The sequence below is a fragment of the Variovorax sp. ISS6 genome (assembly GCF_056523145.1).
Map to the genome: position 1 here is coordinate 3,803,044 of NZ_JAWRZC010000001.1, position 21,731 is coordinate 3,824,774.

Genomic DNA, 21,731 nt, shown 5'->3' on the forward strand with positions numbered 1-21,731 from the left:
GCGATGCCCGACATCCGCAATTACCTGCTGCTCGCACTGGTGGCGCTGGCCGGCGTGCTGGGCCTGTCGACCTGGCACTACCGGGCTCTGGCCAAGACCTCCGGCCTGGCGCTACAGGTCCAGAACGCGGCGGTGGTCGCGACGAACCGCGCCGCCGCCCAGCTGCTCGAGCAGCGCACCCGCGAGCGCGATGCCAAGCAAGCCGAACTCGACAAGCGCCACCAGGCGCAGGAGAAGACTGATGCAACTGCTGTCACACAAATCGCTGCTGACGATCGTCGCCAGCGCAGCGCTCCTGTCGTTGTCCGGGTGCGCGACTGCACCCGCGATGCCGGGGGTGGTGGTGGAGGCGCGGCAGGTGCAGCTGCCGCCGGTACCGACGCTGGTGCAGCAGACGCCGGCGCGGCCAGTGGGCTTTTATCGGAGGCTGGTGCTGGACGCCTTGCAGACGCCCTGACTGAAATCGAGACGATGAGCGCTGCCTATGTGTCGTGCCGCGCAGAACTGATCCACAAATGACGATGCTGGGCTAGCGGCGAATGCCTGTCGCCTGCGGCCTCTTTCTCATCGCTACTCAACCAGTTGCTGTGAGGGCCGGCATCGAAATCAGGCTTGCGGAAGTTTGTAGTCAAAGTCGTCGAGCTCGGGGTCGCAAGCCACGTAAACGTCCTCGTCATAAAACGGGAGCTCAAGGCCTAGCGAAGGAGCGGCAAGGCCCCAAGGCGTCCCAAGTCTGCGCTGGATGGCTTGTTCTTTAACCAAGCTGCGAAACAATTCCGGCGACACGATAACTCCAGCGGGCTTTTTCGCCGCCATTGAAACAGCCCTTTTGAAATTCGCGGTAGACATAAATGGTCCTGGATGATTTTTAGTTTTCCTCACGGTGGCCAACTAAGATGCTGACCCGCATCGAGTTAGCATCATTCCTTGATGAGCTGTGCGAACACCGCGTCGTCGACCTCTTCCACCACGATGTTCACACCACAGAAAAGTTCGTCGCCAGCGCGCATGTAGCGAAACAGTCTCGACTTGACGCGACCTGAAAAACTCGCGTGTGCACCTCGCGCGCTTCCATTCTGGATTTCGACGTAGTCACCGATGTTTGGGAGAATTACCGTGCCGGTGTCTTCGTTGGCCTCAATGGGAAAAATGATTCCATCGTCGAGAGGGCGCCGGGCCCCTTTAGGCATAAACTGATAGTCGATTCCGTACTTCATGATCGCTCCTCGATTGGTGTGCTGGCGCTATTTGTGAAAAGTATTCTATTCGTTGGTTACAGGAGCTCCGATGCTTGGCCCGTAACTCTCAAGACAAAAGTCAAAGGTTGTGGAGCCGCTAATTCCGTCGGCGTTCCGATAAATGAATAAAAGGCTTGTTTTAATCTCCTGCAAGCAGGAGATTCGAAATTGAATTTGAGTGCCTCGACTCATGGCTGAATTTTGCAAAAATTGAAAATTGACGCCGTTCTCCCTGAAGTAGCCCGTAATTTCCGTAGCGCTGTTGCCGACATTCATCATTCCAAATTCTACGGCGGTGCGCGGGGGGTTAGCTAAATCGGCGGTTACCCCTCGCGCCTGAAGTACAAAGTTGGGACGAGCTGCCAGCAGTCGCTGACGCTTTTCAAAATCAAGTTTTTCCGCCTCTTGTGCAAGCTGCTGGCGACTGACTTCAACGAGGTCCGCCTGTTGCTGGACTGAGTTGCGTAGCTCCTCTGCCTGGAGGCGAAGAGCTTCTGTATTTTGTTTTAGTTCATCTCCTTGTTGCATATAGCCAAGCACCAGCCACAAAAAAGCAAGGGGGGCTGAAAATCCGGCAATGAAGTCTCCCCATTCATTTAGTTTTGTGGGGGGGTCTTGGGTATGAAGTGCCCAAATGGCAAAACCGATCCAAATCGTGGATGCAACAACGCCTGCCAGAAATCTCCTGTCTTTCATGTTCTATCCTCGATCGCGCGTTGCGCCAAGCTGCCCCCGGTAGGGTTATACCTCGCGCGAGGGTGCTCGAAGAATGTCGCTCAACTCCTAGGCATCGATGACCCTAGCCTCGCCCGGCGAAGGTCCTAACTATTGCTCGGCTTTTACTTCGTCAGAGCCTTCTTGAGAAGGCTTTTTAATAAGGCGAGACTTAAATGCTTGCAAAATTTCTTTAGCGGCACTCGGATCCGATTTGGCAGTGGCAAGGAGTTCATGGTAAGGACTGCCATGAGTCTCATTTTCGACCATCCGTAGCGGTGCCTCGTCAAGACGACTGAGTGCAATTGAAAAAAGCTCGGCTTCAAATTTCTCGTCTATTCGAGCGGCCTCTTTGCGATAGCCCTCATATGCTTTTGCTATGCTTGCTTTATAGCCATAATCCTCCGCTAGCCTAAATCTTTGTCCGATCTGCTTCGTGGCCACCCAGGCAAACCAAAGCGGAGCGCCAACACTTAGTGCCGACAAAACTAGATTCAAAATTACAATTCCCCATTTAGGATCTTCTGAAATTAGAGCGGATAGCGCTGCGATACGGTCGTGGCCTATGAGGGCAACTGAGAGTAATGCCCCAATCAGACCGACGACCCAAACCCACATCGATGCAGATAGGCGAAACGCGCGCTGTGCGAATGCAGCAGATAACCCCTTGGTTGTCGTGATTCTGTACGCTTCTTCACAATTTCGCACTAGCTGCTCAGCCAATACGTTTTCCCGTTCAATCTCTTCTAATTCCTTTCGCGCCGCGACTCTATCACTGCTAATAGATTCTTTGTCGGCAGTTGCCTGTTGCGATGCTGAGAGCATCGAAGCTCGCAATTGCCTGAGTTCTTCGAGATCGGTTGGCAGTGCTTCGGCGGCGGTGTGAGCATCTATGATGACGCTCAGTTTTTCTTCTATCCCTTGGATGCTAGAGGTAGCCTGCTCTAGTCGTGTTAGTGCGGTGCGGGCTTGTCGTGCAACTTTATATGGGACGGTATTGGGTTCGAGTTCAATTTTTTCAGGCCAAAAGTCTTTAACCCATTTTTCCATTCCTTGAAGAGATAGAACTAAGGCGGGTGCGGCTTGGTTTCCATTTCCAGAGAAAAGTTGAGGAACGGTGTGGGTCTGAAGAAGGTTAAGTCGCTTAACGATTTCAACAACATTTAACTCGGAGTCGCCTTCGTCATCCGAGTTCTTTAGAATATAGTTTTTTAAATCTGAAACGAAATAGCAGAAATCAACACTATCTAGAGCCGGAAAATTCCACCCGGATAACTCAAGAAGGGATCGCTTTTCCTTGTTGGTAGCAATGGCTTGATAAAGGGCATCTAGCGCTGCAACAAGAGGTTGATAGTTCGAATGCACATAGTCTCCTGATCGACACTCATTGTTACCTAATGCAATGCATGAGTAAACAATGGTTTCAATGATGTTCCCTCTGCCCGGTGCTTGCACTCCTCCAAAGGGACAGTCGACTGGAAATTCAGGTCGTGAAGCTTCGGGGGCGAGGGCTGCCGGACCTGCTCGTGATGGAAGAAGTTTTGAGAAATTTGCGCTGCGGATCGCCGGGCGATTAGGGGAAGGGTCAAGCCGCCATGCGTGCGGCTAGATCTTCGCCGCGGATTGACGCATAGCGCAGCACCATTGAGTAGTCTGACCAACCCATGATCTTGCAGATTTCGACGTCGCTGTAGAGCCAGCGGCCATCCTTCCCGCGCAGCTCGAACCACCTGCAGCAGGCCTCGTGCCGAAGGTCGTGCTCCTTGAAGTCCGGCACGCGGGCGTGCGCGAAGAGCCGCCGGAACGCCTGCACCAGCGCGCGGGTCGTCTTCTTCTTCCCTTCCTGGGTGCCGTCCCAGAACGGGAAGAGGTTGCCGACCTTGCCCTCGGCGTAGGGGCGTAGCTTCGCGACAAGGGCCGGCTTCAACGGCACGATGCGCGGCTTAATGTTGCCGCCGCGGCCCTTGGTCCCGTCGACCTTGGTGAAACCGCGATCCAGTTGCAAATACTCGGCTTGCAATGTGTAGGCCTCGCGCAGCCGGAGGCCGGAATCAACGATCAGGTCGTAGAGCATCTGAAGGTCGGGGTTCGCCTGTCGCACCCACTTCGCGCCCGGCAAGCGCTCGCCGCGCAGCGCCATGTCGATGCGATCGCTTTCACCAGGCGCGAAGCGGCGGTCACGTGTTTGATCTCGCTTCGCGAGCTTCAGCTTGCCTGGCTTCGAGCACGAACGCTCACCGTTGGCCTTGCGCAGCGCTGCGGCCTCGTCGGTGGTGTAGGTGCTGTAGCCGCGCGGCAGGTGCCGGAAGGGGTTCGCCGGTTTTTGCTCTCCGTGCGCGGTGGTGCGGCGGAAGTGCCAATCGAGGATGCGTCCGTAGACTCCCACTTTCTTGCGGATGGTGCCCGGGGAATTGTTCGATCGCATCTTCAGGTTCTTGATGAAGACGTCGACCCACTCGGCCGTGATGCTCGACACGCGCACGCCGAGAAAATCGCCCATCGTTGCGCTCAGCATCTCGGCATCGAAGGACGTGATGGGGCCGAGTTTTTCGTACGAGCGAATGACCTCCACCACGAGCGGATCTCGCACGGTAGGTGCATCTGGTTGGATGCCTCTCGGCACCATGCCGCGCTTCAAATAGGACTTGAGCGTGTCGCGATATTCGACAGCTTCAGCTTCGGTCTCGAAGGTGGAGAAATAGGGGCGATCGAGCAGCTTGTGCTTGATGCGAAGCTGGTAGCGACCGTCGCGTTCCTGGATGTTCTGCGCCATGGCAGAAGCGTACGAGAAAGGGCGGGTAGCACCGCTACCTTTTTGGGTAGCGGAGGGTCGTTTTGAGGCGCTTTGGGAGGTTCGGTTTTTCGCGGTGCGTCGGAAAAACCTAATGAAATCAAGAGCTTAGTTGGCCTGCCCGGAGGGGATCGAACCCCCGACAACCTGCTTAGAAGGCAGGTGCTCTATCCAACTGAGCTACGGGCAGATTCCAGGCGGAACAGAAAGCAAAGAAGGAAAGCAAGAAAGAAGATTCTTGGTCGGGGCGAAAGGATTCGAACCTTCGACCCTCTGGTCCCAAACCAGATGCGCTACCAGGCTGCGCTACACCCCGACAAGCCTTCTATTCTAGCCCGAATATGAGGCGGTCTCAGCGCTTCTCGTACTGGGTCTTGCCGAAAAGCATTTCGCGCGCCTTGTCGTCGGTGATGGGCTTGCGCAGGTCGGCCAGCACCTTCACGCCGCGCTGCACGGCGGGACGTTCGGCGATGCCGTCGAACCAGTCCTTCAGGCGCGGATAGTCCTCGAGGGTGATGCCCTGGTTCTGCCAGCTGCGCAGCCACGGGAAGATGGCGATGTCGGCGATGCTGTAGTCCGGGCCGGCGATGAAGCGGTGCGTCGACAGCTGCTTGTCGATCACGCCGTAGAGGCGCTTGGCCTCGTTGGTGTAGCGGTCGATGGCATAGGCGATCTTCTCGGGCGCGTAGAGACGGAAGTGATGCGCCTGGCCGAGCATGGGGCCGACGCCGCCCATCTGGAACATCAGCCACTGCAGCACGTCGTAGCGCGCGCGGTCGCCCTGGGGCAGGAATTGGCCGGTCTTGCCGGCCAGGTAGACGAGGATGGCGCCCGATTCGAACAGCGAGATGGGCGCGCCGTCCGGGCCGTCGGGGTCGGTGATGGCGGGGATCTTGTTGTTGGGGCTGATCCGCAGGAAGTCGGGCGCGAACTGGTCGCCCTTGCCGATGTCGATGGGGTGCGCGCGGTAGGGCAGGCCGCACTCCTCGAGCATGATGTGGATCTTGTGGCCGTTGGGCGTGGGCCAGGAATAGACCTCGATGGTCTTCGGTTCGGGCATGTTGTCGAGTCTCCGGTCTGGATGGGGGCGGCGAAGAGGGGCTCCTCGACGCGGCAGCCAGCATATACAGGCGGCCGCGCGGGCGTGCGCCGCACGGCCAATGACCGGCGCGAGCCTCAGCCCACCTGCCGCTCGTGCGCGTTGCACCACATCCAGTCCTCGCCAGGCTCGAGCGACTGGATCACCGCATGGCCCTCGGCCTGCGAATGGCGCGTGGCATGCCGGTTCTTCGACGAATCGCAGCAGCCGACGTGGCCGCAGTGCACGCACAGGCGCAGATGCACCCAGCTGTCGCCGGTCTTGAGGCATTCCTCGCAGCCGCGCAGGGTGTGGGGCGCGGCGATCTCCGCGGGGACGTGTTCGCAGGGCTTGATGCGCATGCGCGGGTTCTCCTGGATGAATGGGTGAGGGATTTGGACTCAGGCCACGGCCGAGTTCGAGGCGAGGTGCTGGTGGATCAGCGCGACCACCGCCGCGCCTTCGCCGATTGCACCGCCCACGCGCTTGACCGAGCCCGAGCGCACGTCGCCGACCGCGAAGACGCCGGGCACGCTGGTCTCGAGCGCGGTGGCCGGGCGCGCGGGAAAGCCGGCGCTGGCGTCGGGCCCGGTCTGCACGAAGCCGTGCTTGTCGACCGCGACGCCGCAGCCCGCGAGCCAGTCGGTCTCGGGCTCGGCGCCGACGAACAGGAAGATGTTGCGCGCCGGGCAGTCGTGCTCGGCGCCGGTGCTGTGGCAGCGCCAGGTGGCGCCGGTGAGACCCTCGTCGGGGTCGCCGTGCAGCCGCACGAGTTCGGTGTGCGGCTGCAGCGAGATGTTGGGCGTGGCCTCGATGCGGTCGATCAGGTAGCGCGACATGCTGGCCGCGAGCGAGGGGCCGCGCACCAGCACGTTGACCTTGGCCGCGTGGTGCGAGAGGAACACGGCCGCCTGGCCGGCCGAGTTGCCGCCGCCGACCAGCGCGACCTCCTGCTGCGCGCAGAGCTTGGCCTCGATGGCCGAGGCCCAGTACCAGATGCCGCGGCCCTCGAATTCGTGCAGCCGCGGCACGCCGGGGCGGCGGTAGCGCGCGCCGCTGGCGACGACCACTGTGCGCGCCGAAATGCGGCGGCCGTCGGCCAGCGCGATCGCGAGGCTGCCGTCGGGGTTGGTGCGCGCGCAGTCGAGCGAGGCCACCTTGGCCGGAATCAGCATCTCGACGCCGAACTTCTGCGCCTGCACGAAGGCCCGGCCGGCCAGCGCCTGGCCCGAGATGCCGGTGGGAAAACCCAGGTAGTTCTCGATGCGCGCGCTGGCGCCGGCCTGGCCGCCGAAGGCGCGGCAGTCGAGCACGATCACGCGCAGCCCCTCGGAGGCGGCATAGACGGCGGTCGCGAGGCCGGCCGGGCCGGCGCCGACCACTGCCACGTCGTAGAGCTCGTCGTGCGCCGCGGCATCGACCATGCCCAGGCACAGCGCCAGCGCGTCCTCGGCCGGGTTCACCAGCACCGAGCCGTTGGGGCACACGGCCAGCAGCTGGTGGCCGCCGTACTGCGCCAGCAGCGCGGCGGCGTCGGGGTCCTGGTCGGCGTCGACCAGGTGATAGGGATGGCCGTTGCGGCGCAGGAAGTTCTCGAGCCGCGCCATGTCGGGCGACTGCGGCTGGCCGATCAGCACCGGTCCGGCGGCGCCCGATTCGATCAGCGCCACCCGCCGCAGGATCAGCGCGCGGGTGATGCGCTCGCCGAGGTCGGCCTCGGCCACCAGCAGGGCGCGCAGTTGCGCGGGCGGCAGCACCAGCGCCTCGACGTCCTCCTCGGCATGGCCGTCGACCAGGGCGGGGCGGCCGCTGAGCTGGCCGACCTCGGCCAGGAATTCGCCCGGCCCCTGACGCACGATCGGCACCACGTGGCCCAGGCCATCGCGCTGGGTGACCGAGACCACGCCCTTGAGCAGCACGAACATGCCGGCGCCGACCTCGCCGGCGGTGAACAGCCGGCTGCCGCGCGCGAAGTGCTGCACGCTGCCGAAACGCGCGATGCGCGCGATCTCGCTGTCGTTGAGCACCGGAAAGGTCTGCAACTGGCGGTTACCGCCGGCGGGGGCGGTGCTGGAAATATCTGCGGTGGCCATCGGTCCAGAGTCTCCGGTGGGGATTGCCGAGCGTCGGCGGTCGAGGCATTAGACGCCAAAGAAGCGCTTCCAACGGCCCGTCACATCGTCATGCAATTGCCACGGCCATGACACGCGCTTTTCACCACGGGTGCCGAGACTCGCCCAGCAGAAAGGGTTTCCACATGAAAGAACTGCCCAACCCGACATTTCCGCTGTCGCAGCTCGGGCTCCGCGCAGCCCTCTGGCCCACGCCCGGTGTCGTCGGTAGCGCCGCCACCGCCGCGACGCCCAAGGCCCCCGCTGCCGTCAGCCCCGCGGTCGTCGTCCCGGCCCCCGTCATCGAGGCCAAGCAGGGCATCACCGTGGGTTGGGCCCGTCACCAGGACGACGTGCGCGCCGCCCAGCGCCTGCGCTATGAAGTGTTCGTCGGCGAGATGGGCGCCCGCATCTCCACCTCGCTGCCCGGCCACGACGTGGACCTGTTCGACGATTTCTGCGAGCACCTGCTGGTGCGCGACGAACTGACGCAGCAGGTGATCGGCACCTACCGCGTGCTGACGCCGGCCCAGGCGCGCCGCGTGGGCAGCACCTACAGCGACACCGAATTCGACCTGACCCGCCTGCGCGACCTGCGCGAGCGCATGGTCGAGCTGGGCCGCAGCTGCGTGCACCCCGAGCACCGCCAGGGCGGCGTGATCCTGGCGCTGTGGGGCGCGCTGGCCGGCTTCATGCACCGCAACAAGCTCGACACCATGATCGGCTGCGCCAGCATCCCGATGTCGCACAACGGCGTGACCTGCGGCGACGCGGCGGCCAGCATCTGGCGCCAGCTCTCGGCCAGCCACATGGCACCGATCCAGTACCAGGTGCAGCCGCGGCTCGCGCTGCCGGTCGAGCGCCTCGACGGCAGCCTCGACGTGGAACCGCCTGCGCTGATCAAGGGCTACCTGCGCCTGGGCGCCAAGGTGCTCGGCGCGCCGGCCTGGGATCCGGACTTCAACACCGCCGACCTGCCGATGCTGATGCGCATCGACGACCTGCCGGCGCGCTACCGCAAGCATTTCCTGGGCGCATGAAACCAGCGGTCGTCCGACCCGCGAACGGGTCGTCCGTCCTGCCGCCGGACGGGGAGGCGCAGTCGAAAGTAGGCATGTCGACGGCGTCACGGGAAAGTCATGCAAATGTCACAAACCCGCATGACACTGTCACATTCCCTTTATCGAGCACGGCCGTGGTGCCGCTTGTTCCAGAATCCGTGTCCATGCCTTCCGATCCGGCCGATTCGCTGCCTTCCGTGGCCGAGACGCCGAAATTCACCTTGCTTGACCGCGACCACAGCATCCTGTCGTTCAACGAACGGGTGCTCGACTGGGCGCATCGCCCCGAGGTGCCGCTGATCGAGCGCCTGCGCTACCTGTGCATCGTCTCGTCGAACCTCGACGAGTTCTTCGAGGTCCGCGCCGCGCCGCACCTGATCGCGGGCAGCGCCGACGACCACAAGGGCACCTACACGGTCGAGTCCTTCCGCCGGCTGGCCGAGGCGGTCCACACGCTGGTGGCGCGCCAGTACGCGCTCTACAACGACGAGCTGATGCCGACCTTCGGCACGCACGGCATCCACATCATTTCGCACGGCGAGCGCAACCCCGCGCAGCGCAAGTGGGTGGCCGAGTATTTCGAGCGCGAGGTGCGCCCGCTGCTGCTGCCCGTGGGGCTCGACCCCTCGCATCCATTCCCGCAGGTCGCGAACAAGTCGCTGAACTTCATCGTGCGCCTCGGCGGCAAGGACGCCTTCGGACGCGAGAACCCGATCCAGATCGTGAAGGTGCCGCGCGTGCTGCCGCGGCTGATCAAGATGCCGGCCAAGGTGTCGGACGGCAAGACGCTGTTCGTTGCCTTGTCGAGCGTGGTGCGCGCGCACCTGTCCTCGATGTTCACGGGGCGCGAGGTCGGCGACTTCTCGCAGTTCCGCGTCACGCGCCATTCCGACCTCGCGGTGGACGAGGAGGACGTGAAGAACCTGCGCACCGCGCTGCGCCAGGGCCTGCAGCACCGACACTTCGGCCAGGCGGTGCGCCTGGAGGTGTCGGCCAGCTGCGCCGAGTCGCTCGCGAGCTTCCTGCTCGAGCAGTTCAACCTGCCGCCCGAGGCGCTGTACCGCGTGCACGGCCCGGTCAACCTCGCGCGCTTCACGCAGCTGGCCGACCTGCTCGACGAGCCGAAGCTGCGCTTCAAGCCCTACCAGGCCTCCTACCCGATCACGCTGTCGCCCGCGCAGTCCTTCTTCGAGCGGCTGCAGCGCGGCGACGTGCTGATCCACCAGCCCTTCGAGAGCTTCGAGGGCGTGCTGGCCTTCCTGCGCGAGGCGGTGCACGACCCGCAGGTGCTGGCGATCAAGCAGACCATCTACCGCACCGGCGCCGACTCCGAGCTGATGGAGCTGCTGCGCGAGGCGGTGCGCCGCGGCAAGGAAGTCACCGTGGTGGTGGAGCTCAAGGCGCGCTTCGACGAAGAGGCCAACATCAACTGGGCCGAGATGCTCGAGTCGATCGGCGCCCAGGTGGTGTACGGCGTGGTGGGCCTGAAGACCCACGCCAAGATGCTGCTGGTGACCCGTCGCGAGGGCAAGCAGATGCGCCGCTACGGCCACCTGTCGACCGGCAACTACAACCCGCGCACCGCGCGCCTGTACACCGACATCAGCCACCTCACGGCCGATCCGCTGTTGACCGCTGACATGGAAGCGGTGTTCGTGCACCTCGCGAGCCAGAGCAAGCTGCCCAAGCTCAACCGCGTGTGGCTCGCGCCCTTCGACCTGCACAGCAACATCCGCGCGCAGATCGCCACGCTGGCCGCGGCGGCGGAGCGCGGCGAGCCCACGCGCATCGTCGCCAAGATGAATGCGCTGACCGACGAGGAACTGGTCGCGGCACTGGTGCAGGCGGGGCAGAAGGGCGTGAAGATCGACCTGATCGTGCGCGGTGCCTGCACGCTGCCGGCCCAGGTACCGGGGCTGACCGACAACATCCGCGTGCGCTCGGTGATCGGCCGCTTCCTCGAGCATTCGCGGGTGTTCTATTTCCGCCATGGCGAGGACGAGTCGCTCTACCTCTCGAGCGCCGACTGGATGAACCGCAACATGATGCGGCGCATCGAGCTCGCCTGGCCCGTGACCGACCCCGTGCTGCGCCAGCGCCTCATCGACGAGTGCCTGGTCGCCTACCTGCACGACGGCCGCGATGCCTGGGACCTCGGCGCCGATGGCGTCTACACCCGCATCGACCACGACACGCACCCGGGCGAAGCCGGTGCGTCGCGTGCGATCGAGGCGCACGGCGCGCAGGCCGCCCTGATGAACCGCTACGCAGCGCGAGGGCCCCGTGACGTCGCATCCGGCGAATGAAGCCGAAGTTCGAAAGACGATGACCATGGACCTGATCTTCTGGCGCCATGCGGAAGCCGATGACTGGACCGAGGGCTGCGACGACATGCAGCGCTCGCTCACCGCGCGCGGCGAGAAGCAGGCCAAGCGCATGGCCAGTTGGCTCGACCGCCAGCTGCCCGACGGCACGCGCATCATCAGCAGCCCCGCGCGGCGCTGCGAGCAGACCGCGCTGGCGCTCGGGCGCAAGTACAAGCTGCGCAGCGAACTGGCACCCGACACCACCGCCGATGCGCTGCTGGCCTCCGCCGGCTGGCCCAACGGCAAGTCGGTGGTGCTGATGATCGGCCACCAGCCTTCGCTGGGGCAGGCGATCTCGCTGCTGCTGGGCCTGAAGCAGGACAGCTGCCCGGTGCGCAAGGGCGCGCTGTGGTGGATCCGCACGCGCGAGCGCGATGGCGACGTGCAGACCGTCGTGGTGACGGTGCAGTCGCCCGAACTGCTCTGAACCTGTTCGAGGCCGCGCCGCTCAGGCCGGCTGCAGCTCGAAGTGGAAGACCTTCGAGATGATCTGCCAGCGCCCGTCCACCCGCACCAGGGTCAGCAGGTCGGTGAAGTGCTTCGGCGCGATCGCGCATTCGACGCGCGCGAAGGCGGTCACCGGCCCCGCGAACTCGATCGCCACGATGCGGCCGGTGCGCGGCTCGCCCTTGCTGGCGGGCGAGGGGCGCTTGTCGACGATCGGGAAGTAGCTGGCCATGTCCAGCGTGTAGAGCGGGCCTTCGGTCGCGGTGGCATAGAGCGCCGCGGGGTGAAAGACCTCGCGCAGGATCGCGGTGTCGCTGCGGTGCAGGCCCTCGAAGTAGCGGCCGAGCAGCTCGACGATGGCGTCGTAGGGGGCGGGGGCGTGATCGGTGTTCATGACAGCTTCCTCTCTCTTCGTGCGATGTGGATGACAACAGTCACGATGCTATTGATGCAGTGGGTGCGCGTAAATGGGCGATGATTCACTTCATTGATTACATAGAGTAATAGGCGGTCACCATGGCCCTGCGCTTCGACAACGTGATGCTGGGCAGCATCGAGCTGCTGTGCCTGACGGCCGAGCATGAAGGCTTCACCGCCGCGGCCAACGCGGCCGGCCTGACGCCCGCGGCGGTGAGCCGCTCGATCGCGCGGCTCGAGGCGCGGCTGGGCGTGCAGCTGTTCTCGCGCACCACGCGGCAGGTGCGGCTGACCGATGCCGGGCGCGATTACGTGGCGCAGTGCCGCCAGGCGCTGGCCCAGCTCTCCGAGGCCGAGCGCGAGCTCGCGGGCCAGCAGCGCGTGCCCGCGGGCACGGTGCGCATCAGCCTGCCGACCTCGTACGGCCATTGCCGCGTGCTGCCGCTGCTGCCCGCGTTCCGCGCGCTGTACCCCGAGGTGTCGCTCGACATCCAGCTGAGCAACCGCAACGTCGACTTCGCCGCGGGCGGCTTCGACCTCGCGGTGCGTGGCCGCACGCCACCCGACTCGGGGCTGGTCGCGCGCCGGCTCGAGGACGCCGCGCTGGTGGTGGTGGCCGCGCCGTCCTACCTGGCGTCGCGGCCGGCGCCGCGCGCGCTGGCCGACCTGGCGGCGCACGAGTGCATCCAGTTCACGCTGCCGAGCACGGGGCAGCCGGTGCCCTGGCTGTTGCACGGCGAGGGCGGCGTTTTCGAACATGCGACGCAGGGCGGCATCCGCTATTCGGAAGACATCCTCGGCGGCGTGACCCTGGCGCGCGCGGGCGCGGGCCTCTTGCAGACCTATCGCTTCATCGTCGAGGAAGACCTGGCGCGCGGCGCGCTGGTCGAGCTGTTGCCGGACTTCGCGGGCGCGTCGCGCCCGTTCTCGCTGATCCATCCCGCGCACCGCCACATGCCGCGGCGGGTCCGGGTGTTCATCGACTTCCTGCTCGAGCGGCTCAGCAGCCCGCCAGGTCCACGCGCCAGGTACTGATCTTCTGCCAGGCCAGCACCTCCTCGCGCAGCAGGTGGGCCGATTGCGGGAAGGCCTCGGCCCAGTCGGGCGCGCAGGCGATCGAGAAGGTGCGGGTGCCGAGCGTCGACAGGTGCAGCGCATCGGGCGCGGGATCGCGGCGCGCGTGGCACAGGATCAGCGCCAGCCGCAGCGCCAGCAGCTGCGTCACGAAGGTCTCGTCGTCGAGAGAGCCCTCGAGCTTGCGCAGCTTGCCGCGCTGGCCCAGCACCAGCTGGGCGAGGGTGTGCAGCTCGTTGACCGCGAAGCCGGGGGCGTCGGTGTTGTCGAGGATGTAGGCGCCATGCTTGTGATAGTCGCTGTGCGAGACCAGCGCGCCGATCTCGTGCAGTTGCGCGGCCCAGCCGAGCTTGCGCAGCGCGCGGCCGGCGCGGCTGGTGGTGCTGCCGCCGCGCGCGGCCGGCGCCAGCTGCACGAACAGGGCGGCGGCGGTGTCGCCCACGCGCCGGGCCTGGGCTGGGTCGACCGCGAAGCGGTTGGCGAGCCGCGCGACCGTGGTGGTGCGCATGTCGGCCACGCTCTCGTCGCGTTCCAGCAGTTCGTAGAGCACGCCGTGGCGCAGGGCGCCCTGCGCCACCTTCATCTCCTCGATGCCCAGCAGGTCGAACACCGCGCGCAGCACGCTGAGGCCGCCGCCGATGACCGCCTTGCGGTCCTCGCGCATGCCCTCGATGCGCAGCTTGTCGGCGCCGCCGGCCTTGAGCAGCCGGTCGAGCAGCCAGTCCAGGCCCTCGCGCTTGACCACCCCGGGCTCTCCGCCGGCCGCGGCCAGCACGTCGCCGACCGCGCCGATCGTGCCCGAGGCGCCATAGGCCACGTCCCACTGGTCGCGCGTGTAGCTGCCGAGCGCGTCGTCGAGTACCGCCTTGGCCGCGACCTCGGCGGCGCGGAAGGCGGCGGCGGTGAACTGGCCCTCGGGGAAGTGCTTCATCGACCAGGCGACGCTGCCGACGCGGTACGACTCCATCAGCTCGGCCTCGAGGGCGCGGCCGATGATCATCTCGGTGGAGCGCCCGCCGATGTCGATCACCAGCCGGCGCTCGCGGTCCGACGCGTCGTTGTGGGGCAGCATGTGCGCCACGCCCTGGTAGATCAGGCGGGCTTCCTCGCGCCCCGGGATCACGTCGATGCCGAAACCCAGGATGGTGCGCGCGCGCAGCAGGAATTCCTCGCGGTTGCGCGCCTCGCGCAGCGTCTGGGTGGCGACGGCCCGCACCTGCGAACGCTTGAAGCCGGCCAGCCGCTCGCCGAAGCGGGCGAGGGCGTCCCAGCCGCGCTGCATGGCTTCGGGCGTGAGGTTGCGCGCGCTGTCCAGGCCGTTGCCCTGGCGCACGGTCTCTTTCAGGTATTCGGTGCGGTGGATCTGACCGTGATCGACTTGACCGATTTCGAGCCGGAAGCTGTTGGAGCCTAGATCGACCGCTGCGAGGCGGGTGCCATTTTGCATGTTGGAGTAGAGAAGGCGGGGGCCTGGTTCGAAGGTCCTGGAAGAGTAACGCCACCTTCCCGACCGACGCCGCAGCGAGGGCTAGAGGCTAGATCGGGTGCATGACGGTTGTGTGACAGCGTCACAGAGCCGGAGGGCTCCACGACGCCATTTTCCCTCGACAGGAGGGTGTCACATCGATGTCACACAAGCTTTCTAGAGTCCGTCGCAAGCCCGAAAGGGGACTACTTCTTACTTCTAAAGGAAGCTTCATGCAAACGACGTTCAAATTTGCAACCGCCGGCCTCGTCGCCGCGGTTTTCGCTCTCCCCGCGTTCGCCCAGGACGTGACCGGTGCCGGTGCCAGCTTCCCGGCCCCGCTGTATGCCAAGTGGGCTTCGGACTTCAACAAGGCCACCGGCGTCAAGATCAACTACCAGTCGGTCGGTTCGGGTGCCGGCCTGAAGCAGATCGAAGCCAAGACCGTCGACTTCGGCGCGTCGGACGCTCCCCTGAAGGACGACGAACTCCAGGCCAAGGGCCTGATGCAGTTCCCCACCGTCATCGGCGGCGTGATCCCGGTCGTGAACATCCAGGGCATCAAGCCCGGCGAACTCAAGCTCAGCGGCCAGGTGCTGGGCGACATCTACCTCGGCAAGATCACGAAGTGGAACGACCCCGCGATCAAGGCCCTGAACGGTTCGCTGAACCTGCCCGACGCTGCCATCGCCCCGGTTCGCCGCGCCGACGGTTCGGGCACCAGCTTCCTGTTCACCAACTACCTGTCGAAGGTCAACGCCGAGTGGAAGAGCAAGGTCGGCGAAGGCACGGCCGTGAACTGGCCCACCGGCGCGGGCGGCAAGGGCAATGAAGGCGTCGCCGCCTTCGTGGGCCGCCTGCCGAACTCGATCGGCTACGTGGAGTACGCGTACGTCAAGCAGAACAAGATGACCTACGCCCAGATGCAGAACGCCGCCGGCAACTTCGTCTCGCCCGACGACACCGCCTTCAAGGCCGCCGCCGCCGGTGCCGACTGGAACAAGAGCTTCTATCAAGTGCTGACGAACCAGTCGGACAAGGGTGCATGGCCGATCACCGGCGCCACCTTCATCCTGCTGCACAAGACGCAGGACAAGCCGGCCAATGCCACCACCGTGCTGAAGTTCTTCGACTGGGCCTACAAGAGCGGCGACAAGACGGCCGACGAACTGGACTACGTGCCGATGCCCGACGCCGTGAAGGCCACGATCGCCAAGGCCTGGGGTGAAGTCAAGGACGCATCGGGCAAGCCCGTCGCCTTCAAGTAAGCCTTCTTCTCCCTGATCAGAAAAAGAAAACACGGCGCGCCATGAGCAGCAATCCGCTCGATGGCGCGCCGCTTTCGTCATTGCCGGAGCGACCTGTGTCATCCACTTTCCCCGCCGCTGCCACCACGCTCGACCTTTCCGCCGAGCAGGGCCGTACCACCGCACCGCCGCCGATGAAGGCGTCGCGCTCCGGCCCCATGGTCGATCGCCTGTTCGGCTGGGCCGCCAAGGGCGCCGCGCTGCTGACGCTCGCGATGCTGATCGGCATCCTGCTGTCGCTGATCGCCGGCGCCTGGCCCGCCATCACCAAGTACGGCCTCGGCTTCCTCACGAGCAGCGTGTGGGACCCGGTCCAGAACGAATACGGCGGCCTCGTGATGATCTACGGCACGCTGGCCACCTCGGCCATCGCCCTGGTGATCGCGGTGCCCGTGAGCTTCGGCATCGCGCTCTTCCTCACCGAACTTTCGCCCGGCTGGCTCAAGCGCCCGCTGGGTACCGCCATCGAACTGCTGGCCGCCGTGCCCTCGATCGTCTACGGCATGTGGGGCCTGCTGGTCTTCGGCCCGATCCTGTCGACCTGGGTCCAGCAACCGCTGCAGAAGCTGCTGGCCGGCGTGCCCTACCTCGGCGCGCTGGTGTCCGGTCCCCCCGTGGGCATCGGCATTCTGTCGGCCGGCATCATCCTCGCGATCATGATCATCCCGTTCATCGCCTCGGTGATGCGCGACGTGTTCGAGGTCACGCCTCCGCTGCTCAAGGAATCGGCCTACGGCCTCGGTTCCACCACCTGGGAGGTCGTCTCCAAGGTCGTGCTGCCCTACACCAAGGCCGGCGTCGTCGGCGGCATCATGCTCGGCCTGGGCCGCGCGCTCGGCGAGACCATGGCCGTCACCTTCGTGATCGGCAACATGAACCAGCTGAACTCGCTCTCGGTGTTCGAGGCGGCCAACAGCATCACCTCGGCGCTCGCCAACGAGTTCGCCGAAGCCGGCGCCGGCCTGCACCAGGCCGCGCTGATGTACCTGGGCCTCGTGCTGTTCTTCATCACCTTCGTCGTGCTGTCGCTGTCGAAGCTGCTGCTGGCGCAAATGAAGAAGAGCGAAGGAAAGAAGTCGTGAGCACAAGCCAATCCCTCATCAACGCCAAGACCCTGGCCGAAACCCGCCAGGCCCGGTTCGCCTCGCGCAACCGCGTCAACAAGATCGCCCTCACGCTGTCGCTCGCCGCGATGGTGTTCGGCGTGTTCTGGCTCGTCTGGATCCTCTGGGAAACCCTGCGTCTGGGCATCGGCGGCCTGTCGGTCGCGGCCTTCACCGAGATGACCCCGCCGCCGAACGAAGCGGGCGGCATCCTGAACGCCATCTTCGGCTCCTTCGTGATGGTGCTGCTGGCGACCTTCGTCGGCACGCCGATCGGCATCATGGCCGGCATCTACCTGGCCGAGTACAACCCGAAGGGCATGCTGTCCTCGGTCACGCGCTTCGTCAACGACATCCTGCTGTCGGCGCCGTCGATCGTGATCGGCCTGTTCGTCTACGCGGTGGTCGTGGCCTACTTCAAGCAGTTCTCGGGCCTGGCCGGCGCGCTGTCGCTCGCGCTGATCGTGATCCCGGTCGTGATCCGCACCACCGAGAACATGCTGCAACTGGTGCCGCCGGGACTGCGCGAAGCCGCCTACGCCCTCGGCACGCCGAAGTGGAAGGTGATCCTGAGCATCACGCTGCGCGCCGCGCGCGCCGGCGTCGTGACCGGCGTGCTGCTGGCCGTGGCCCGCATCGCCGGCGAGACCGCGCCGCTGCTGTTCACCGCGCTCAACAACCAGTTCTGGACCGCCGACGTGACCCAGCCGATGGCCAGCCTGCCGGTGACCATCTTCAAGTTCGCGATGAGCCCGTACGAGAACTGGCAGCAGCTGGCCTGGGCCGGCGTGTTCCTGATCACCATCGCGGTGCTCGCCCTCAACATCCTGGCGCGGGTCCTGACGCGCACCAAGCACTGAAGCCGGGACGGCTTCCACCGCAACCCGCACAGAACGAACAAGAGAAACGCAACATGGCACCCATCACCGCTCCCACCGTCGCATCGCCCGCGAAGATCTCGGTCAAGAACCTGAACTTCTACTACGGCAAGTTCCACGCGCTCAAGGGCATCAACCTCGAGATCCCCGAGAACAAGGTCACGGCCTTCATCGGCCCCTCGGGCTGCGGCAAGTCGACGCTGCTGCGCACCTTCAACCGCATGTTCGAGCTCTATCCCGAGCAGCGCGCCGAGGGCGCCATCGAGCTCGACGGCGAGAACCTGCTGACCAGCAAGCAGGACGTGGCGCTGATCCGCGCCAAGGTCGGCATGGTGTTCCAGAAGCCGACGCCGTTCCCGATGTCGATCTACGACAACATCGCCTTCGGCGTGAAGCTGTTCGAGAACCTCTCGGCCAGCGAGATGGACGACCGCGTCGAATGGGCGCTGAAGAAGGCGGCCCTGTGGACCGAGGTGCGCGACAAGCTGCAGCAAAGCGGCTCGGGCCTCTCCGGCGGCCAGCAGCAGCGCCTGTGCATCGCGCGCGGCATCGCGATCAAGCCCGAAGTGCTGCTGCTCGACGAACCCTGCTCGGCCCTGGACCCGATCTCGACCGCCAAGATCGAGGAACTGATCGCCGAGCTGAAGAACGAATACACGGTGGTCATCGTGACCCACAACATGCAGCAGGCCGCGCGTTGCAGCGACTACACCGCCTACATGTACCTGGGCGACCTGATCGAGTTCGGCGCCACCGAGCAGATGTTCTTCAAGCCGCAGCGCAAGGAGACCGAGGACTACATCACCGGCCGCTTCGGCTGATGCAACAACGCAAAGAGGACGACACCATGACTGAAAAACACCTCTCCAGCCAGTTCGACAGCGAACTCAACGGCGTCTCGTCGCGCGTGATGGAACTCGGCGGCATGGTCGAGTCGCAGATCCACCAGGCGATCTACGCGCTGCTGCAGTTCGATTCGGACGCGGCCGACCGCGTGATGGAAACCGAGCACCGCGTGAACGCGATGGAGATCGAGATCGACCGCGAGCTGTCGTCGATCATCGCGCGCCGCCAGCCGACCGCGCGCGACCTGCGCCTGCTGATCGCGATCTCCAAGACCACCGCCAACCTCGAGCGCGTGGGCGACGAGGCCAACAAGATCGCGCGCATGGTCAAGTCGATCATCGAGAGCGGCGCCTCGCGCGTGCTGCCGACCACCGAGCTGCGCATCGCGGCCGACCTGGCCTCGAACCTGCTGCGCACCGCGCTCGACGCATTCGCGCGCCTCGATACCGCCGCGGCGCTGTCGATCCTCAAGGACGACGACCTGATCGACAAGGAGTTCGACGGCTTCGTGCGCAAGCTGGTCACCTACATGATGGAAGACCCGCGCACCATCTCCGCCAGCCTCGACCTGCTGTTCCTGGCCAAGGCCATCGAGCGTATCGGCGACCACGCCAAGAACATCGCCGAGTTCATCATCTATATCGTCAAGGGTGCCGATGTGCGGCACACTTCGATGCAGGAAATCGAGTCGGCGCTGCAGTAACGACACCAGTACGACTGCGGCAAGACTCCCAAGAAAGCATGAAAAAACCCCGAGTCCTGATCGTCGAAGACGAGTCCTCGATCGCCGAGCTGATCGCCGTCAACCTCCGCCACAACGGCTTCGAGCCGATCTGGTCGGAGGATGGCGCGGCGGCCCAGCGCGAGATCGATGCCTTCCTGCCGGACCTGATCCTGCTCGACTGGATGCTGCCGGGCCAGAGCGGCCTGCAGCTCGCGCGCCAATGGCGCAAGGACCCCCGTACCAAGGCCGTCCCGATCCTGATGCTGACCGCGCGCGGCGACGAGCCCGACAAGGTGGCCGGCCTCGACGCGGGCGCCGACGACTACATCACCAAGCCTTTCTCCACCCAGGAAATGCTCGCGCGCATCCGCGCCGTGCTGCGCCGCCGCGCGCCCGAGGTGGTGACCGAGCGCGTCGAGATCGGCGAGCTGGCCCTCGACACCGCCACCCACCGCGTGACCTGGCAGGGCAATGCGCTGAAGGTCGGCCCGACCGAGTTCAAGCTGCTGGCCTACCTGATGCAGCACGCCGAGCGCGTCCACAGCCGGGCCCAGCTGCTCGACAAGGTGTGGGGCGACCACGTCTACATCGAGGAGCGCACGGTCGACGTGCACGTCAAGCGCCTGCGCGAATCGCTGGGCGCGGCCTCGCCGATGGTCGAGACGGTGCGCGGTGCCGGCTACCGCCTGACGGCCCAAGCCACCGTTTGACCGCCGTGAGCGTCTCCGCCCGCGGGCGCGGATAATCGCCCGCCATGCCGTTTCGCATCGCTACCTTTTTAATAGCGTCTCTCCTAGGCGGAGTGGGCGTTACAGCCTTTTTCGGCTGGAAGCTCGGCTGGCTCGGCGCCTGGGTCGGCGCGGTGGTCTGGCTGGGCTTCGATGCCTGGCGCGCCAAGCGGCTGCTGCTGATCCTGCGCAACGACGCGGTGGGCTTGCCCAGCCGCGGCGTCGGCATGTGGGGCGAGCTGGCCGAACGCATCCGCAAGCTGCTGCGCGACCGCGAGCAGCAGATCCGCCAGGCCGACGACCGGCTGCAGGAATTCCTCGCCGCGATCCAGGCCTCGCCCAACGGCGTGGTGCTGCTCGACGAGCAGGGCCGCATCGAGTGGTGCAACCAGACCGCGGCGGCGCAGTTCGGCATCGATGCCGAGCGCGACCTGCTGCAGCACCTGGCCAACCTCGTGCGCGATCCGGCCTTCGTGGCCTACTTGGCATCGTGGAACTACAGCCGCGACGTCGTCATCGACGGCCATGGCCTGGGCACGCAGCGCAGCCACCCGGTGCGACTGTCGGTGCAGGTGCATCCCTACGCGGGCAATCGCCGCATGCTGCTCACGCGCGACATCACCGCGCTCGAGCAGGCCGAGGCGATGCGGCGCGACTTCGTGGCCAACGTCTCGCACGAGATCCGCACGCCGCTCACGGTGCTCGCGGGCTTCGTCGAGACGCTGCAGAACCTGCCGCTCGATGCCGACGAGCGCGCGCGCTACCTCGGTCTGATGGGCCAGCAGTCGCACCGCATGGAGACGCTGGTCAACGACCTGCTGACCCTGTCGCGCCTCGAGGGCAGCGCCGCCCCCGGCGGCACGCAGTGGACGCGCATCCGCGCCTTGCTCGCGCAGTGCGAGGACGAAGGCCGCGGCCTGTCGGGGCGGCTCTCGCCGCAGCTGGGCCACAAGCTGTCGTTCGCCATCGATGCCGATTCCGAGGTGTCGGGCGCGGCCACCGAGCTGCAGAGCGCGATGTCGAACCTGCTGAGCAACGCGATCCGCTACACGCCCGGTGGCGGCGAGGTGGCGGTGAGCTGGCGCCTGTTGCCCGACGGTCGCGGCGAGTACGCGGTGAAGGACACCGGCCCGGGCATCGCGGCCGAGCACATCCCGCGCCTGACCGAGCGCTTCTACCGCATCGACCGCAGCCGTTCGCGCGAGACCGGCGGCACCGGGCTCGGGCTGGCGATCGTCAAGCACATCGCCCAGCGCCATGGCGCCGAGCTGCGCATCGAGAGCACGGTGGGCAAGGGCTCGCGCTTCGCGCTGGTGTTCCCGGCCACGCGCGTGCGCGAGGCGCGGGTGATGGCGCGGCAGCCGGCCTGAACGGCCGCGGCGC

The 21,731-nt window shown here is 65.4% G+C and carries 22 protein-coding genes and 2 tRNA genes; 12 read left to right on the forward strand and 12 right to left on the reverse strand.

The genetic code is table 11. The features are described 5' to 3' along the window. Positions 1 to 3 precede the first annotated feature (3 nt). Entirely contained in the window at positions 4 to 519 is a 516-nt protein-coding gene (locus AC1HIL_RS17620) for a hypothetical protein (RefSeq protein ID WP_479672340.1), read from the forward strand. A gap of 87 nt (positions 520 to 606) precedes the next feature. On the opposite strand, the gene AC1HIL_RS17625 is transcribed toward AC1HIL_RS17620, so the two are convergent. From AC1HIL_RS17625 to AC1HIL_RS17670, 10 genes are all read right to left on the reverse strand, one after another. Then, positions 607 to 849 carry a hypothetical protein gene (locus AC1HIL_RS17625; protein WP_479672341.1) on the reverse strand — a complete coding sequence of 81 codons (243 nt, stop codon included), beginning with the start codon at positions 847 to 849 and terminating at the stop codon, positions 607 to 609. 71 nt (positions 850 to 920) lie between these two features. After that, the gene (locus AC1HIL_RS17630) at positions 921 to 1,217 is read right to left on the reverse strand and encodes a hypothetical protein (protein ID WP_479672342.1); all 297 of its coding nucleotides are present in this window, start codon (positions 1,215 to 1,217) and stop codon (positions 921 to 923) included. A 45-nt stretch (positions 1,218 to 1,262) separates the two neighbouring features. Next, a complete protein-coding gene (locus AC1HIL_RS17635; RefSeq protein WP_479672343.1) occupies positions 1,263 to 1,934 on the reverse strand; it encodes a hypothetical protein in 672 nt (223 codons plus the stop codon). A 129-nt stretch (positions 1,935 to 2,063) separates the two neighbouring features. Further along, positions 2,064 to 3,317, reverse strand: a complete 1,254-nt coding sequence (locus AC1HIL_RS17640; protein WP_479672344.1) for a hypothetical protein — start codon at positions 3,315 to 3,317, stop codon at positions 2,064 to 2,066. Positions 3,318 to 3,537: 220 nt separating this feature from the next. Beyond that, on the reverse strand, positions 3,538 to 4,725 hold the full coding sequence (locus tag AC1HIL_RS17645; RefSeq protein ID WP_479672345.1) for a tyrosine-type recombinase/integrase: 1,188 nt from the start codon (positions 4,723 to 4,725) through the stop codon (positions 3,538 to 3,540). Between the two features lie 131 nt (positions 4,726 to 4,856). Beyond that, positions 4,857 to 4,933: transfer RNA gene (locus tag AC1HIL_RS17650), tRNA-Arg, on the reverse strand. A 49-nt stretch (positions 4,934 to 4,982) separates the two neighbouring features. Next, positions 4,983 to 5,059 (reverse strand) — tRNA-Pro (locus AC1HIL_RS17655). Between the two features lie 36 nt (positions 5,060 to 5,095). Then, the gene (locus AC1HIL_RS17660; protein ID WP_057594237.1) at positions 5,096 to 5,803 is read right to left on the reverse strand and encodes a glutathione binding-like protein; all 708 of its coding nucleotides are present in this window, start codon (positions 5,801 to 5,803) and stop codon (positions 5,096 to 5,098) included. Positions 5,804 to 5,919: 116 nt separating this feature from the next. Further along, positions 5,920 to 6,183, reverse strand: coding sequence for a UBP-type zinc finger domain-containing protein (locus AC1HIL_RS17665; protein ID WP_203205608.1), 264 nt, complete (start codon positions 6,181 to 6,183; stop codon positions 5,920 to 5,922). 39 nt (positions 6,184 to 6,222) lie between these two features. Continuing rightward, positions 6,223 to 7,914 (reverse strand): FAD-dependent oxidoreductase, encoded by a 1,692-nt coding sequence (locus AC1HIL_RS17670; RefSeq protein WP_057594235.1) that lies wholly within the window; start codon positions 7,912 to 7,914, stop codon positions 6,223 to 6,225. A 164-nt stretch (positions 7,915 to 8,078) separates the two neighbouring features. Between AC1HIL_RS17670 and AC1HIL_RS17675 the strand changes: the two genes are divergently transcribed. The 3 genes from AC1HIL_RS17675 to AC1HIL_RS17685 are packed head-to-tail and all read left to right on the forward strand — an operon-like array spanning position 8,079 to position 11,786. Further along, complete coding sequence (locus AC1HIL_RS17675; protein WP_261213907.1) at positions 8,079 to 8,972, forward strand: GNAT family N-acetyltransferase; 894 nt, start codon at positions 8,079 to 8,081, stop codon at positions 8,970 to 8,972. After that, complete coding sequence (ppk1, locus tag AC1HIL_RS17680; protein ID WP_479672346.1) at positions 8,969 to 11,299, forward strand: polyphosphate kinase 1; 2,331 nt, start codon at positions 8,969 to 8,971, stop codon at positions 11,297 to 11,299. Before AC1HIL_RS17675 ends, ppk1 begins: the two co-directional genes overlap by 4 nt. 25 nt (positions 11,300 to 11,324) lie before the next feature. Beyond that, the gene (locus tag AC1HIL_RS17685; RefSeq protein WP_057594239.1) at positions 11,325 to 11,786 is read left to right on the forward strand and encodes a SixA phosphatase family protein; all 462 of its coding nucleotides are present in this window, start codon (positions 11,325 to 11,327) and stop codon (positions 11,784 to 11,786) included. A gap of 21 nt (positions 11,787 to 11,807) precedes the next feature. Here AC1HIL_RS17685 and AC1HIL_RS17690 read toward each other — a convergent pair whose 3' ends face one another. Next, a complete protein-coding gene (locus AC1HIL_RS17690; RefSeq protein ID WP_057594232.1) occupies positions 11,808 to 12,200 on the reverse strand; it encodes a nuclear transport factor 2 family protein in 393 nt (130 codons plus the stop codon). Between the two features lie 122 nt (positions 12,201 to 12,322). Here AC1HIL_RS17690 and AC1HIL_RS17695 point away from each other — a divergent pair, with 122 nt between their 5' ends. Beyond that, complete coding sequence (locus AC1HIL_RS17695) at positions 12,323 to 13,258, forward strand: LysR family transcriptional regulator (RefSeq protein WP_057594231.1); 936 nt, start codon at positions 12,323 to 12,325, stop codon at positions 13,256 to 13,258. Here AC1HIL_RS17695 and AC1HIL_RS17700 read toward each other — a convergent pair. Further along, positions 13,224 to 14,744 (reverse strand): Ppx/GppA phosphatase family protein, encoded by a 1,521-nt coding sequence (locus AC1HIL_RS17700; RefSeq protein ID WP_261213901.1) that lies wholly within the window; start codon positions 14,742 to 14,744, stop codon positions 13,224 to 13,226. The genes AC1HIL_RS17695 and AC1HIL_RS17700 overlap by 35 nt on opposite strands. Positions 14,745 to 14,995: 251 nt before the next feature. Here AC1HIL_RS17700 and pstS point away from each other — a divergent pair, with 251 nt between their 5' ends. From pstS to phoR, 7 genes are read left to right on the forward strand one after another with little or no spacing between them, the layout of a single operon-like run. Then, positions 14,996 to 16,030, forward strand: coding sequence for a phosphate ABC transporter substrate-binding protein PstS (gene pstS, locus AC1HIL_RS17705; RefSeq protein WP_413763748.1), 1,035 nt, complete (start codon positions 14,996 to 14,998; stop codon positions 16,028 to 16,030). A 41-nt stretch (positions 16,031 to 16,071) separates the two neighbouring features. After that, entirely contained in the window at positions 16,072 to 17,151 is a 1,080-nt protein-coding gene (pstC, locus tag AC1HIL_RS17710) for a phosphate ABC transporter permease subunit PstC (RefSeq protein ID WP_172705571.1), read from the forward strand. Next, on the forward strand, positions 17,148 to 18,032 hold the full coding sequence (gene pstA / locus AC1HIL_RS17715; RefSeq protein WP_082321777.1) for a phosphate ABC transporter permease PstA: 885 nt from the start codon (positions 17,148 to 17,150) through the stop codon (positions 18,030 to 18,032). The genes pstC and pstA overlap by 4 nt, the downstream gene beginning before the upstream one ends. A gap of 53 nt (positions 18,033 to 18,085) precedes the next feature. After that, the gene (gene pstB, locus AC1HIL_RS17720) at positions 18,086 to 18,871 is read left to right on the forward strand and encodes a phosphate ABC transporter ATP-binding protein PstB (protein WP_057594227.1); all 786 of its coding nucleotides are present in this window, start codon (positions 18,086 to 18,088) and stop codon (positions 18,869 to 18,871) included. A gap of 26 nt (positions 18,872 to 18,897) precedes the next feature. Next, positions 18,898 to 19,599, forward strand: a complete 702-nt coding sequence (gene phoU / locus AC1HIL_RS17725; RefSeq protein WP_057594226.1) for a phosphate signaling complex protein PhoU — start codon at positions 18,898 to 18,900, stop codon at positions 19,597 to 19,599. 38 nt (positions 19,600 to 19,637) lie between these two features. Then, positions 19,638 to 20,330: a phosphate regulon transcriptional regulator PhoB gene (phoB, locus tag AC1HIL_RS17730; protein WP_057594225.1), complete on the forward strand. Its 693-nt coding sequence runs from the start codon at positions 19,638 to 19,640 to the stop codon at positions 20,328 to 20,330. Between the two features lie 44 nt (positions 20,331 to 20,374). Further along, the gene (gene phoR / locus AC1HIL_RS17735; protein ID WP_261213897.1) at positions 20,375 to 21,718 is read left to right on the forward strand and encodes a phosphate regulon sensor histidine kinase PhoR; all 1,344 of its coding nucleotides are present in this window, start codon (positions 20,375 to 20,377) and stop codon (positions 21,716 to 21,718) included. Positions 21,719 to 21,731 lie beyond the last annotated feature (13 nt).

Bases quoted from the DNA above. Each gene is read 5' to 3' on its own strand.
- AC1HIL_RS17670 (WP_057594235.1), bottom strand. From the start codon at position 7,914: ATGGCCACCGCAGATATTTCCAGCACCGCCCCCGCCGGCGGTAACCGC.
- AC1HIL_RS17700 (WP_261213901.1), bottom strand. From the start codon at position 14,744: ATGCAAAATGGCACCCGCCTCGCAGCGGTCGATCTAGGCTCCAACAGC.
- AC1HIL_RS17660 (WP_057594237.1), bottom strand. From the start codon at position 5,803: ATGCCCGAACCGAAGACCATCGAGGTCTATTCCTGGCCCACGCCCAAC.
- AC1HIL_RS17635 (WP_479672343.1), bottom strand. From the start codon at position 1,934: ATGAAAGACAGGAGATTTCTGGCAGGCGTTGTTGCATCCACGATTTGG.
- AC1HIL_RS17620 (WP_479672340.1), top strand. From the start codon at position 4: ATGCCCGACATCCGCAATTACCTGCTGCTCGCACTGGTGGCGCTGGCC.
- AC1HIL_RS17645 (WP_479672345.1), bottom strand. From the start codon at position 4,725: ATGGCGCAGAACATCCAGGAACGCGACGGTCGCTACCAGCTTCGCATC.
- AC1HIL_RS17630 (WP_479672342.1), bottom strand. From the start codon at position 1,217: ATGAAGTACGGAATCGACTATCAGTTTATGCCTAAAGGGGCCCGGCGC.
- AC1HIL_RS17695 (WP_057594231.1), top strand. From the start codon at position 12,323: ATGGCCCTGCGCTTCGACAACGTGATGCTGGGCAGCATCGAGCTGCTG.
- pstC (WP_172705571.1), top strand. From the start codon at position 16,072: ATGAGCAGCAATCCGCTCGATGGCGCGCCGCTTTCGTCATTGCCGGAG.
- pstB (WP_057594227.1), top strand. From the start codon at position 18,086: ATGGCACCCATCACCGCTCCCACCGTCGCATCGCCCGCGAAGATCTCG.
- AC1HIL_RS17625 (WP_479672341.1), bottom strand. From the start codon at position 849: ATGTCTACCGCGAATTTCAAAAGGGCTGTTTCAATGGCGGCGAAAAAG.
- AC1HIL_RS17665 (WP_203205608.1), bottom strand. From the start codon at position 6,183: ATGCGCATCAAGCCCTGCGAACACGTCCCCGCGGAGATCGCCGCGCCC.
- phoU (WP_057594226.1), top strand. From the start codon at position 18,898: ATGACTGAAAAACACCTCTCCAGCCAGTTCGACAGCGAACTCAACGGC.
- AC1HIL_RS17675 (WP_261213907.1), top strand. From the start codon at position 8,079: ATGAAAGAACTGCCCAACCCGACATTTCCGCTGTCGCAGCTCGGGCTC.
- AC1HIL_RS17685 (WP_057594239.1), top strand. From the start codon at position 11,325: ATGGACCTGATCTTCTGGCGCCATGCGGAAGCCGATGACTGGACCGAG.
- phoR (WP_261213897.1), top strand. From the start codon at position 20,375: ATGCCGTTTCGCATCGCTACCTTTTTAATAGCGTCTCTCCTAGGCGGA.
- pstS (WP_413763748.1), top strand. From the start codon at position 14,996: ATGCAAACGACGTTCAAATTTGCAACCGCCGGCCTCGTCGCCGCGGTT.
- AC1HIL_RS17690 (WP_057594232.1), bottom strand. From the start codon at position 12,200: ATGAACACCGATCACGCCCCCGCCCCCTACGACGCCATCGTCGAGCTG.
- ppk1 (WP_479672346.1), top strand. From the start codon at position 8,969: ATGAAACCAGCGGTCGTCCGACCCGCGAACGGGTCGTCCGTCCTGCCG.
- phoB (WP_057594225.1), top strand. From the start codon at position 19,638: ATGAAAAAACCCCGAGTCCTGATCGTCGAAGACGAGTCCTCGATCGCC.